Here is a 12,229-nt window from a genome sequence, read left to right as displayed (position 1 = left end):
GAGTTGCCTCCGGGTCACGACCACAGTTCTACCGGGTCCCACTCCGCGCAGAGTGAAGAACTCAGAAGCTGATCACGACATCACACAGTCCCTAGTCCCATGGGAATCTGGGAGTTCACCAGCCGCCCCGAATCCGTCGCTCTGGGCATGGGGGCCGGCGTGGATCCGTGCTATCGCGCAGATCCCGAAGGCCCCCTGTGGACCGTGGCCGCGGCCGGCATCTACGACCCGCCGAAGGGCTCCACCAGCTACGCGCCCACAGTCCCTATGCAGCTCACAGAGCTCGGCACAGCGCAGGCTTCGGCTGCCACTGTGCTAATGAAGGGCATGGCAGGGTTCGAGGAGAACGAGGCCGAGTACGGGCGGCATCAGCACGAGTTGCCTGTGGTTGTCGTTGTCGCGGAGGCCGACTCTCTGGTGGACTGCGTGTGGTTCTGGAACGCCCGCGCGATGCGCTCCCACGCGTGCGTCGACATGCCGATCCTGCTGTTTCCCGGCGAGGCTCCGGAGCACTGGCTCAACTTCGCCAACGACATCCGCTTCGCTCAGATCCGCTCGGCAGTGCGCGCTCTGCCGGACGTGATTCTGGTCAGCCGGAGCCTGTCGGAAGAAGCGCTGCACAGGGCGGCTGCCCGCGCTGGCCTGGTCGCTGACGTGGAGGATTCTGGTGTGCGCTGGGGGGTTAGGTCCGCCGAGACCGAAGGGGCCCTCACTTACAGGGTCGACCGTGGTTTCGAGCCCGAGTTGTTCCGTCGGCGGTGGGGGCTGACGGAGTCGAACAGCTTTCACCAGTTCGCGGGGCCGAGCCGGTACGACGTGGTCCTTCCCCCGTTGCCGCGCATGCCGGGGAAAGCGCTCCTTCGGCTTCGCGGCGAGGGCTTCGACAAGCTCCCGCGCAAGGACTCAGTCGCATGGATGATCACTGAGAGGGGACGGTCCAAGTCGCCTCTGCCGGCTTCCTGGCACGGCGACGAACTACAGATCCCCATGTACCTTCCCTGGCTCGGGTTCCCACAGCTCACCCTGTCCGTCCCACAGCCCCGTGAAGTGGTCTCAAGACTGCTGAACGAGGTCGCTCGGAACTACGCGCCGTCGGTACCGGGAACGATCGGACTGACGGTCATGGAGCAGTCCAACATCAGCGCCCTCCTCGACGTCCTCGTCGTCGAGGCCCTATCGGCCCTGAAGACCGAACGCACCGAGCACTTCCTGAAAGAGCTGCGTCGCCTCAACGAGGGCCGCTACCCCGACTGGCTTCCGCTGGAAGAGGCCATGGAGCTGGCCCGGGAGTTCGGCGGCCGCCAGGATCGCAAGTTCCGCTCGGCGACGAACGTGGTGAGCGGATGGACCGCTCTCGACGTCACTTCGGGGTTGGAGACCGCGTGCGCGCAGGGCTGGGTGGAACGCGGTCTGGGCCTGGACTGCGACCAGTGCCGCCTGCACAGCTTCATCCCTCTCCACGCGACCGGCGGCAAGGCGGTCTGCCCCGCCTGTTCCGCGCCGGCGCTGTACCAGCGGGAGAACAACAACAAGGCCGTCGAGGTCGTCTACCGCCTCAACGCGTTCATTGACCGGGCCGTCGACAACGGCGTGCTGCCGCACCTGCTGGTGATCGCCGCCCTCCAGGACATCGATCCCTCCACCTACCTCCTGCCCGGCGTCGACGTGTACGTCGGAGACGACGACAAGAAGCAGGAAGTCGACGTGTTCGGAGTCCACGACGGCCGGGTCCTTGCAGGTGAGGTGAAGGTCAAGGCAGCAGAGTTCTCCAAGCACGACCAGATCGCCCGGGACGTCGAACTCAGCCGACGACTTGGTGCCGACGTCCACCTCATGGCAGCGACCGACGTGATCGACGACGCCCTCCAGGACGAGGCACGCGAGCGGTGCGAGAGGGCAGGGCTCGAACTCCTCGTACTCCACGAGCCCCAGCTCCGCCCCGGCCTCGCGGAACAGCGCACGATCCAGAGCCGACGGAAGGGGCCAGCTGCCACTCCCTCACAGCGCCAGGGAGACTCCCAGACGGCCGGTCTGGACTCGACTTCGTAGCGGCGCCGAAGAGCGCGGCTCCCGACTGGTATCCGCCGCAGCAGAGCCGCGCCCCTCCCGAGCGGGCGCGCCGTGCTGATGACCTGTGACGAGTTCGTGGCCGCGTTTCATGAGAGCTCCCGCGCCGGTTCTCGCGCCTGCCCTCCAGCGCGTACGAACCCGCCGGCGTCGCAACACCAAGAAGGCCCGTCAGCTACCTGATCCAGGCCTGGAGGCCCTGTGGTCGGAATTCCGACCACCATCCTTGTTCGCTGCGGTCGCTCTCACGTCTGCGGTCAACGCCAGTGTGTCGCAGGCATGTGGCAGTGTGCGGTCATGGATGCCTCAGACGTCAATCGGCCGGTCGACCTGGATGCACAGCACTTGGACCAGCCTATGAACTCGCCCCGTCCTGCTGAGACGGTCGACCTGCCGCCGGCGGTCCTGGACTCGATTCATGCATCAGTACGGGCAGCCACAGACGCGACCAGGGTGCAGATACACCTGCCAGCGATTACGGCGGCCATCTCGCCTGCGCTTACGGCCATGGCAGGCGCCAGGTCCGAGTTCCTCGCCAACATCGACTGGGCCGCCATCTCACCGGCAGTCACGGCCTACGCAAACGCCACGTCCGCACTCACCGACAACATCGACTGGGCCGCCATCTCACCGGCACTCACGGCCTACGCAAACGCCACGTCCGCACTCACCGACACGCTCGACCTGTCCTGGCTGCAGGGCAGCCTGTCCCAGATCACCGGCTTCACTGCACAGCAGGACTGGTTCACCCACCAGGTGCAGACGCTTTACGCCAGCGACTGGCTGGACCAACTGATCACAGAAACTCCGGCCGAGCCGCCGGTGAACGCGCCTGCGGGCACGGCGGCGGAACTGGAGGCGTCGGCCGCCGCCTTTCAGGAACAAGTCCAGTATCTTCCGCTGGCGGAGCAGAGGAAGTTGTTCCTGTCCTTCATGGGCGCAGTCGGGGTCTCGTTGTGTGTCTTGGCGGCGGTGACGGTTCAGGACAACGAGGCAGCGAAGGATGTCCTGGCGTCTATGAGCGATGTCTCCGGGATTGTCTCGATAGTCGTTGGTCTGTCGATCGCTGCGTGGGCGCGCCGGACCGGGCAGGATTCTAACGACGGCTGATCCGTGAGCTATTCCGCCGCCGGACCCGCAGGGTGTTCTTTATGACCAGTGCTTCGAGAAACCGGGGGAACCTGGCGTCGCCGGTCTCGAAGGCACCCAGGTTCTCGAAGAGGTCCTCGGTCGACCAGTCCCCCGGGTTGCGGAAGACGTGCTGCTCGATGTCGCGCTTCAGGCTCGGCCCCGGAGTGCCGAGGAACGCGTCCATGAGCGGGCTCATCTCGTCGGCGAGCACCCAGAAGCGGCTAAGCATCCCCATGAACCGCCCTCGCTGCGAACGAGGTCGGCGAGATCGAGCGAGCGGGCAAGCTCTCGTCGAATCCGGCTGGGTATCTCCGGTGGGGAGGCCTCCGCCCACGGCAGGTCTTCGATCCCGATCCTCTGGGCCGTGGTCGCGTAGCCGTTAGCCAGTAGGTTCAGGGCGACGGTGTGGAGGTGGCTGTCGGCGACCTGGGCGTAGCTCCGCTCGACCCGCTCGCGCTTCGTGCCCTCCTCCGGGGAGTTGGGCGGCATCCCCACCTTCACGAAGGCCTCGTTGAGCGTGGCATGCGTATTCGAGTCCAGACGAGCGACGACATCGCCAACCAGTTGTCGAAGAGTCGAGCGATCTCTGCTAGCGGCCATCCGGCGAACGTCGCAGACGGCACCGACACCGGTCAGGGGTTCGGGGTACCGGCTGGCGACGCGACCACGAGGCGACCACCACCGCGATGGACTTCCCGCAGGAAGTCGTCCCAGTCCGTGTGCGACAGCCACGACTTCTCCATGAGGTGGGCCGTCCAGTCCAGGAGCTGCTCCCACGAGCGGATCTTGGCTGCGGGGATGTCGTAGGCGCCCTCGCCCGGGGCCGGGTCACACAGGGCATGGTGCGCCTGCCAGCGCACCTTCTCCGGGTAGCCGAAGATGTCGTCCCCGCTGAAGGAGAGCGATCCGTCAGCGGCGTCCGTGCGCTCTTCCTCCCACGCGCGAACAGCCTCGTCGGTGCGCCGTACCTCGGCCGTGTCCACCCACAGGTATCCGTCGTCGTCGCCAATGGGCCTACGGCAGCCATCGCAGATGAGGTCCAGCTCAGGGGTCACGGCACACTCCAGGGTTCAGGTCCTCGGCACAGCTTGCCGCAAAAACCCACCCCGATATGCAGGAATGCAGCGTCCGGCGGCAGGGGCGGCCGTCCGGGCACGTTCGCGGTGGCACTCGATGGGGTGGACCTGCCTCGTATGCGGAACGGGGCGAAGGAGGAGGGGGTTGCTCGGTCATGAGCGTCGAGAGCGTGATCACGATCGAGATCCGGGGCCACGAGAAGGCCGCGCTCGAAGCGGCCCACCAGATTTCGAACCTGTTCCTGTCCAGCGGGCCCTGCCGGCTGCGGCGCACGCCGGGTCAGGACGAGGTGCAAGTGTTGGTGTACGCGGACGTGGAACGCGGTCCCGGCGAAGGCGGTTACGTCGACTCGAACGCGGAGGAGGCGGATGCGCCCCTGACCGTGATGCCCTCGGCCTGTGCTGAGTCTTCCAGGTGACCCGTCTCGCCATCCATGATGGTCCGATGATTTCACCGGGCGGAGTGCCACCGTTCAAGGTTCGCGAGGCGATCGCCGAAGCGCTCTGGGACAACGTGAAGGCTCAGGACCTGGCGGAGGTGTGCGAGTACCTGGGCCTGGCCCCGCAGGAGCCGGGGGAGGACCCGTATTGCAGCAAGAGGTCCTACGTAAAGGCGCGGCTCCAGGACATGGACCTGCCCGCTCTCGTGACCGTTGCCCGTCGAGTCGTCGCGGAGTACGGCGACGAAGACCTGAAGCGCATCCTGGCGCCGCTGGGCCTGCATGGTGTCAGCACGGACATGAAGAACCTCATCTTCGCTGCCGACGGTCCCAAGCCCCGGATCGTGCTCCCGGACTCCATCGGCAACGCGATCCGGATCGTCGAGAACGAGCAGTACTGCCTCGTGTACGACCGGCCTCTGGGCGAGCACGGAGTGAGCTGGGCGGACCTGGCAGCTTGGTGGGCGAGCCGTCGGTCCGAGGCTCCCAGTACGCCTGATCAGTCCCGTCGGAAGTTGCACAGCCGGCTGCGCCGATCGCTGTCCGGTAACGGTGCCGAGGAGCTGGTCTTCGACACCTACATCAAGCTCGGATTCGACGTCCCCGCGCTGATCCCTCAGGTCTACCTGCACTACGACCCGTACACCGTAGCGGAGCGGCAGGGGCAGCCTGTACTCGCACGCCAGCGGATGGATTTCCTGCTGCTCATGAACCACCGGGCCCGCGCTGTGATCGAGGTCGACGGCATCCAGCACTACTCCCGCGACAACCCGCAGAAGGGCGCGCCCGCCCTCGCCGACTCGATCCGGTACGCGGCCATGATGGCGGAGGACCGACGGCTCACCCTCCAGGGATACGAGGTCTACCGCGTCGGGGGGCAGGAGCTTGCCGACCGTGCCTCGGCCGAGAAGGGAATCACCGAGCTTTTCACTGCTCTCCTCCGGCGCCATGGCCATCTGGAGCCGGAACGCTGAGCGCTGCGTCGCGTGCCCGGGGAACCGAAGTTGTCCAGCTGCAGGGTCAGCGTCCCGCTGGCTTCTTCGACCAGAGGAGCCATCCCGTCATGCCAGCCCCCACGGCGCACAGAAGGGCGCCACCAGGGGAGTCAGATACGGCTCGGAGGCCGCCAGTGACGAAGAGGGTAAGCAGCACGACGAGTAGGCCGCGGAGCCATCGAGTCTTTCTGGTCAAGAGCACCCAGGCCCCCAGGTAGTGCTGCCACAGGCGGCGGAAGGCCGATGCCGCGGTCAACAGGACGATCCAGACGGCCGCGGTGATCAGGACCCGGGTTACGCCGCTGCGGCCGAGGTAGGAGCCGACAACGACTGAGGTGGCCAGGAATGCGACTGCTGAGCCTTCGAGGGTCCGAAGCGCGCGGGCGGCACGCTTCGGGTCGAAGCCGCAGAGCGCGGTACGCGCCGACACCACCGCGTCCGTGCGGACACCGTGGTTGCTCTCGGTGGAGTCTTCGAGTGCGGTGAGCGCCTGCTGGCGGTGGGCGGGCTCGTTGAGGGCGATCGACACCAGGGCTCGGACGGACTGGCTCTGCGTCTGGTCCGAGCCCGTGGCGAGCACGGTGCCGGCTCGGTCGAGGGCCTCGCGGGTGTCGGTCATGGCCGCAGTGAAGCAGAACGGCCGGACCCCCTGCAGCGGCTCTCGACGGCATCACCCTTCCGGGCAGATACCGGTTGACCTGGTGTCCGCCTCCGAGGCTGTAGTGCGTTGCTCCTGGTAGCTGGGCGGGTCAACGACCATCGTCGTCGTGATCGGCGGCTTGGTCAGCTAGCTGTGGAGGACTCCGGTACGGGCGGCGATGCCTCGGAGCTCGGGTGTGGTGCGCCCGGAGAGCAGCAGGCCGGAGACGAGGGATTTCACGGCTGGGCGGGCGTGGGTTTCCTGGGGTGCCCAGTATTCGGCCTGGAGGAGTGCGCGGATGCATTCGTCTCGTCGGCCCCATTGGGCGAAGGCCTTCGCGCGGTCGGTGAAGTAGAGGGCGCGTCGTTCTGTGGTGGGGAGCGCTTGGGGGGCGAGGGCGTCGGCGGCGGCGATGGCGGCTGAGGGATCACCGGCGGTGTTTTCCGCTGAGATCAGGTGTAGCTGGACGGTGGCCCAGCTGAAGCCGCCGTTGGTGTCCCGAAGGTGGGTGACGGCGCCGAGGCTCTTGGCGATTGCGGTTGCTTCGCTGGTCAGCTCGCGCATGCCGGTTTGATCGCGTTGGTGGGCGACGGTGTAGGCGGCGCACTGGACGAGCAGACCTCGCTGTGCGATCCCCGCGCTTCCGAGTTCGCGCAGGGCTGGGTCGTCGGCGGCGTTGAGAGCGAGGGTGAGGGCCTGGTCGTGCCATCCCGCCTTGCGGGCGAGGATGGCCTGCTGGCGGGCTGCTTCCGCGATGGCCATGGGTGCTCCGCCGGCGGCGGCGAACTGCCGGGCGCGGTCGGCTGCCATCCAGCCGAGTTGCGGCTCGTCGAGTTTGATGAGGATTCGCGTCGCGAGGAGGTAGGCCTGCGCCAGCACGGGGAAGTTGTCGCTGGTGCTAGTGGACTGGTGTCCGGCGGAGATCAGGCGTGGGAGCCGTAGGGCGAGGTTCGAGTACGCGCAGTCGTTGAAGTCGGCCGAGGCGCGGTGCAGTTCGGCCGCGAGAAGGTCCAGGGGCGCGTCCGGGGCTGTGCGGCCGAGTCCCAGCATGGCGTCGCGCAGCCCTGCGACGAGCGTCTCGCCGAGTTGCGCTTCCTCGGTTTTGGCCGGTGCGGCGCCGGCGACAGGGGCTCCCATGGCGGCGGCCGCGGTGACAGCCAGGTTCGCCAGCAGTTGCCTTCGCGTGCGCACCGGGTCCTCTCCGTCTTCGCGGCCTGGGCTTCCCAGGGTAGGGGCGGGCAGGCTGGGATACGGGTCAGTTGGCTGACTGATCGGGTCCGGATGGGCGCCCGTGGTCGGTGCCAGGCCGAGGGCCTGCGGTGGGATGTCGAGTGCTCGGGCGAACGTCTGGAGCACGGAGACGTCCGTCATGGCGGACTTTCCACGCTCTAGCCGGGATACCTGGGCGGCCGAGTAGCCGGTCAGCGACCCGAGCTTGGCCAGAGTCATGCCGCGGGCTCTACGCGTTCTGCGGACCACCTCGCCGGGTGTTGCCGTCGCTGTGTGCGTCACCTGTGGCTTTCGAACTGCATCCATAACCCCGTCCTGGTTTAGCCAGGCTGCGTGGCCCCCGCAGAGCGGGGGCTCGGCACGCGGCCGTCCGAACTTGCACGAGATGCAAACTCCTTGCAGCCCTATGGCTACGGACTGTTTTACCGCGTCCTGGTGCGGTGGTCTTGGACTTGCGGCGGTCGATCACCTCCGCGCACCCCACCCACCCAATGAGCACCCCCGAGAAGGGACTCTCCGTGGATCGGTACTCGCAGCGTCGCGAACGTCTGCTGACGTCGTCCAGGCCTTTGCCGGACTTCGACGTCGTGGGATCGAACGGGCCCTGGCTGCACCGCGCTGACGGCCGCCGGATCCTAGACGGATCGAGCGGCCTCCTCTGCGTGAACGTCGGGCAGGGCAGTCGGGCGGTCTTCTCCCGCATCGAGCGGCAGTTCTCCCGCTACTCGTTCGGCGGGGCTGCCGTCGTCCGGCCCGAGATCCAGCTGGAGCTGATGGACCGGCTGTGCCGCGCGGTGGGCCGGCCGGAGGACTCCGTCGCGCTGACCACGTGCGGGACGCTCGGCGTGGAGGTCGCGGTGGGGCTGGCGCGGAACATCGTGCGGGTCCGCGACGGGAAGCTGCGCGGGGACATCCTGACGTCCAACCTGTCCTACCACGGCAACAGCGTGTTCACGCTCGGGGTAGCGGGCAACCAGATCCGCAACCCCCGCCCGGAAGACCGGTACGGTCTCGGTCCCGCCTTCCCCGCTCCCTACCCGCCGACGCACGGCCACGCCCATGAAGGGCACGGCTGCGCTGCCTCCTGTGCCGACGAGGTGGCGCGGGCGATCGACAGCAGGGGCGCGGAGAACGTCGCCGCGATCCTGATCGAGCCGATCAACGGGACCACGGGCGGCGCCTTCACGCCGCCGGATGGTTACCTGCGGCGGGTGGCGGAGATCTGCCGGGAGCGGAACGTCCTGGTCATCCACGACGAGGTCCTCACCGGGCTGTGGCGCACCGGAACGCCTCTGGCGAGTCATCACTGGGCTGGGTGCGAACCCGACCTGGTCATCCTGTCCAAAGGCCTTGGCGCCGGCTACACCGCCGTCGGCGCGGTGCTGGTGTCGCCGGAGATCGCACCGCTGCTGCGGCACAAGGACGCGGACCCGCTGCCCGCGATGGGCACCATGGCCACCCACCCCCTGATGGCGGCGGCCTGCCTGGGGGTCCTGGACGAGCTGGAGTCCGTGGACTTCGAGGCGTTCACGGCTCGCGGAGAGCGTCTGGGAACGTCGCTGCGGTCCCTTGTCTCCTGGGCGCCGGTCCGGGATGTCCGTGGCGTCGGCCACCTGTACGGGGTCGAGGTCGCGCCTGGCCTGCTCTGGCCCCTGATGCAGGAGTGCGAGCGGCGCGGCGTCTTCTTCTACCCGTTCACCGGGGCCGGTGACCCGCGCAGCGAGGGCCTGGTCGTCGCGCCCCCGCTGAGCTCCAGCGATGAGGACATCGACTTCCTGACCGGCGCGCTCACCGACGCGGTGGCCGCACTCAGCTAGCTCCCTCCTGCCGCTCCTCTCCCAAAGGGGCGGACCGTTTTGACCCAGAGATCGAGGACACGACATGCAGTTTCCCGTCACGGTCATCGACCAGCTCGACGAGGCCCAGCTCCGCAAGTGGCACGACTTCTACGGCGTGACCGCCGACCGCCCCCGATTCGAGGAGGAGGGCATCTGGCGGCGCACCCAGCAGGAGGAGACCGCCGCCAACTCCGGTTGGACGGGCGAGGGTGACGCGCGCCGCCGCATCGTCCACTACTGGCACCAGTACGGCCTCGTGGACACCACCGCGGCGCCGGCGCTCGCCATGACGCAGATGTACCTGTACCACTCGGTGGCGGCGCCGCGGGCCGAGATCGAGGAGGCGTGGGAGCAGAACCACGCCATGCTGTCCGAGGGCGGCTGGAAGTACGTCGGGCCGGGCCGGTTCGAGCTGGGTGACCTGCGCGTCCACATGATCCGCGTCGAGTTGCACCCTGAGGACCTGCGGGCGGGCCGCAGGCTTCCGGCGGACTACGAGGTCATCGACACGACGTTCACCTCCGTCAACACATTCCCGCCGCGGACGGTCCGCCGCCGGCCGTGGGAGGTGCTGACCCACGGGGTCCGGGTCAAGGACACCCCCGGGCAACCGGTCTACGCCGACAGCCTCGCGCAGCTCACGGACTTCCTGCCGTTCCAGGTCGAGGTCGGCTGCGGCGTCTCCTACGAGGCCGGGATCCCGCCGCTGCACCGGCTCCACGAGATCTACCACGTCAACGAGATCGAGGACGAGCTGCTCGGCAAGGGCTTCACGTTCGTCCTCGCACCGGGCCGGGACCCGCTGCTCACGGAGATGTTCCTCCAGACCGAGGACAAAGTCAGCGAGCTCTCGGAGATGTACCGGGCGTGCTTCGACGCCGAGGTGACCCCGGCGCTGCACGCGCTCAAGCGCATGGAAGAGACCGGTCACCTGGTCGGCCCGTTCATCACGAACAACTTCGACGGATTGGGCGCGCGCGCCGGGTTCGAGGAGCAGTTCATGCGCCGCTACGACCAGCGGATCCCACCGGTCACCTTCCACCCCGACGCGAAGGCCCTGGTCGTGATCGGGCTGCACGCCGACCGCCGGTGGGTGGCCAAGCGGGCCCGCGCGGCCGGACTGAAGGTGTTCCTCGTCGACCCGGAGGGATTCCCCCGTCCAGACGGCACATGGTTCGACTACCCGCTGGAGGCCCCGCAGACCGGTGACGTGGTCGTACGGCAGACGGCCGCAACCGCGATCAGCGAGCTGGAGCGACTGCTGAACCTCGACGCAGACAACGCGTGAACTTCGGGCCGGGGAACGGCGCTAACCTCTGGGCTGCTGTTCCCCGGCCCCCGTACGTACGGGCCCCTCAAGGATGAGAGTCAAGGAATGCGCATCTCAGTAATCGGCTGCGGTCATCTCGGAATCCCGCACGCGGCCGCGATGGCCGAACTGGGTCACGAGGTCCTCGGTGTGGACGTCGACCAGGCCAAAGTCGACAGCCTGAACTCCGGCCACTGCCCCATCTACGAGACCGGGCTACCCGAGCTGCTCACCCGCCACACCGCCAGCGGGCGCCTGCGGTTCACCACCGACATCCGGGAGGCCGCCGAGCTCGCCGAGCTGCACTTCATCGGCGTCGGCACGCCGATCGACGCGGACGGCCGCTCATACGACACCGGGCAGGTGTACGGCGCTATCCGCCAGCTCGCTCCTCTCCTGACGCGGCCGTGCACGATCGTCGGCAAGAGCACCGTGACCGTCGGCACCACCGCTCAGGTCACCGCTCTCGCCCAGCGTCTGGCCCCGGCCGGCGAAGCCGTCGAGGTCGTGTGGAATCCGGAGTTTCTCCGCGAGGGCCACGCGGTGGAAGACACGCTGCGCCCGGACCGACTCATCGCCGGCGTCACCAGCGCCGAGGGGGAGAAAGCGATCCGTGCCGTGTACGCGCCGATCCTCGACGCCGGTGTCCCGATCTTCGTCACCGACCCGCAGACCGCCGAGCTCGCCAAGGGCGCCGCGAACACCTTCCTCGGCCTGAAGATCAGCTATATCAACGCCGTCGCCGACATGTGCCAAGCCGCCGGTGGCGACGTCTCCCAAATCGTGGAGATCCTCGGCATCGACCCGCGGATCGGGTCCGGCGGCATGCAGCCCGGCATCGGCTATGGCGGCGGCTGCCTCCCCAAGGACGTCCGCGCCTTCACCGCCTCCGCCCGGCAGCTCGGCGCCGAACAGGCAGCCACCCTCCTGCGCGCCGCCGAGAAGATCAACGAGAGCCGCACCGACGTCGCCATGGACCTCATCCGCCTGGTTCTGGGCGATCGTCCCGTCAAGGGGACTCGGGTCACCGTGTGGGGCGCCGCGTTCAAACCCGGCACCAACGACGTACGTGAGTCCCCGGCCCTCGCCCTCGCCCACGCCCTCCAGCAGACCGGCGCCACGGTCACCGTTCACGACCCGCAGGCAGTGGCGACCGCCATGACCCGCAACCCGGAGCTGGAGTACACCGACGACCTGGCCGCATCCGTCGACGGAGCCGACCTCGTCGTCCTGGCCACCGAGTGGCCGGAGTACCGGCAGGCCGACCCCCACGCCCTCGTGAACCGTCCGGCCAGCCCCCTGCTCGTCGACTGCCGCACCACCCTCGACCCCGATCCCTGGCGCACGGCCGGCTGGACTCTCCACCAGCTCGGACGACCCGGCAAGTAGAACCGGCGGCCGAGGAGGACTAGGGCCTGTGTGATGTCGTGATCATTGGGTGGTCTTGAGCAGGTCGTCGATCCAGATCATTGCGGCGCGGAGGTGGAGACCGGCGAGGTAGCT

The 12,229-nt window shown here is 68.0% G+C and carries 12 protein-coding genes; 7 read left to right on the top strand and 5 right to left on the bottom strand.

The genetic code is table 11. The annotated features are described in order from the left end of the window. The first annotated feature begins 99 nt into the window (after positions 1-99). Positions 100-2,049 carry a hypothetical protein gene (locus AC07FY_RS32745; protein WP_479014029.1) on the top strand — a complete coding sequence of 650 codons (1,950 nt, stop codon included), beginning with the start codon at positions 100-102 and terminating at the stop codon, positions 2,047-2,049. A 315-nt stretch (positions 2,050-2,364) separates the two neighbouring features. After that, entirely contained in the window at positions 2,365-3,177 is an 813-nt protein-coding gene (locus AC07FY_RS32740; protein ID WP_479014027.1) for a hypothetical protein, read from the top strand. Here AC07FY_RS32740 and AC07FY_RS32735 read toward each other — a convergent pair. The 3 genes from AC07FY_RS32735 to AC07FY_RS32725 are packed head-to-tail and all read right to left on the bottom strand — an operon-like array spanning position 3,164 to position 4,253. Further along, a complete protein-coding gene (locus tag AC07FY_RS32735) occupies positions 3,164-3,433 on the bottom strand; it encodes an AbiJ-related protein (protein WP_479014024.1) in 270 nt (89 codons plus the stop codon). The genes AC07FY_RS32740 and AC07FY_RS32735 overlap by 14 nt on opposite strands. Beyond that, positions 3,391-3,798 (bottom strand): hypothetical protein, encoded by a 408-nt coding sequence (locus AC07FY_RS32730; RefSeq protein WP_479014021.1) that lies wholly within the window; start codon positions 3,796-3,798, stop codon positions 3,391-3,393. Before AC07FY_RS32730 ends, AC07FY_RS32735 begins: the two co-directional genes overlap by 43 nt. Before the next feature lie 32 nt (positions 3,799-3,830). Next, the gene (locus tag AC07FY_RS32725; RefSeq protein WP_479014018.1) at positions 3,831-4,253 is read right to left on the bottom strand and encodes a hypothetical protein; all 423 of its coding nucleotides are present in this window, start codon (positions 4,251-4,253) and stop codon (positions 3,831-3,833) included. 176 nt (positions 4,254-4,429) lie between these two features. Between AC07FY_RS32725 and AC07FY_RS32720 the strand changes: the two genes are divergently transcribed. Together AC07FY_RS32720 and AC07FY_RS32715 are read left to right on the top strand one after the other, a co-directional pair. Continuing rightward, a complete protein-coding gene (locus AC07FY_RS32720) occupies positions 4,430-4,693 on the top strand; it encodes a hypothetical protein (RefSeq protein WP_479014015.1) in 264 nt (87 codons plus the stop codon). A gap of 26 nt (positions 4,694-4,719) precedes the next feature. After that, positions 4,720-5,688: a hypothetical protein gene (locus AC07FY_RS32715; protein ID WP_479014012.1), complete on the top strand. Its 969-nt coding sequence runs from the start codon at positions 4,720-4,722 to the stop codon at positions 5,686-5,688. Between the two features lie 46 nt (positions 5,689-5,734). Here AC07FY_RS32715 and AC07FY_RS32710 read toward each other — a convergent pair whose 3' ends face one another. Beyond that, a complete protein-coding gene (locus AC07FY_RS32710) occupies positions 5,735-6,328 on the bottom strand; it encodes a hypothetical protein (protein ID WP_479014009.1) in 594 nt (197 codons plus the stop codon). 168 nt (positions 6,329-6,496) lie between these two features. Continuing rightward, positions 6,497-7,885, bottom strand: a complete 1,389-nt coding sequence (locus AC07FY_RS32705; protein ID WP_479014006.1) for a helix-turn-helix domain-containing protein — start codon at positions 7,883-7,885, stop codon at positions 6,497-6,499. A 185-nt stretch (positions 7,886-8,070) separates the two neighbouring features. Here AC07FY_RS32705 and AC07FY_RS32700 point away from each other — a divergent pair, with 185 nt between their 5' ends. From AC07FY_RS32700 to AC07FY_RS32690, 3 genes are all read left to right on the top strand, one after another. Further along, positions 8,071-9,396, top strand: a complete 1,326-nt coding sequence (locus tag AC07FY_RS32700) for an aminotransferase class III-fold pyridoxal phosphate-dependent enzyme (protein WP_479014003.1) — start codon at positions 8,071-8,073, stop codon at positions 9,394-9,396. Positions 9,397-9,460: 64 nt separating this feature from the next. After that, positions 9,461-10,705, top strand: a complete 1,245-nt coding sequence (locus AC07FY_RS32695) for an SIR2 family protein (RefSeq protein ID WP_479014000.1) — start codon at positions 9,461-9,463, stop codon at positions 10,703-10,705. Between the two features lie 87 nt (positions 10,706-10,792). Then, entirely contained in the window at positions 10,793-12,115 is a 1,323-nt protein-coding gene (locus AC07FY_RS32690) for a UDP-glucose dehydrogenase family protein (RefSeq protein WP_479013997.1), read from the top strand. Positions 12,116-12,229: the final 114 nt, after the last annotated feature.

Source organism: Streptomyces sp. NPDC045967, from assembly GCF_056430495.1.
Note: the sequence above shows the minus strand (reverse complement) of the source record. Positions and strands in the feature narration are given on the sequence as shown.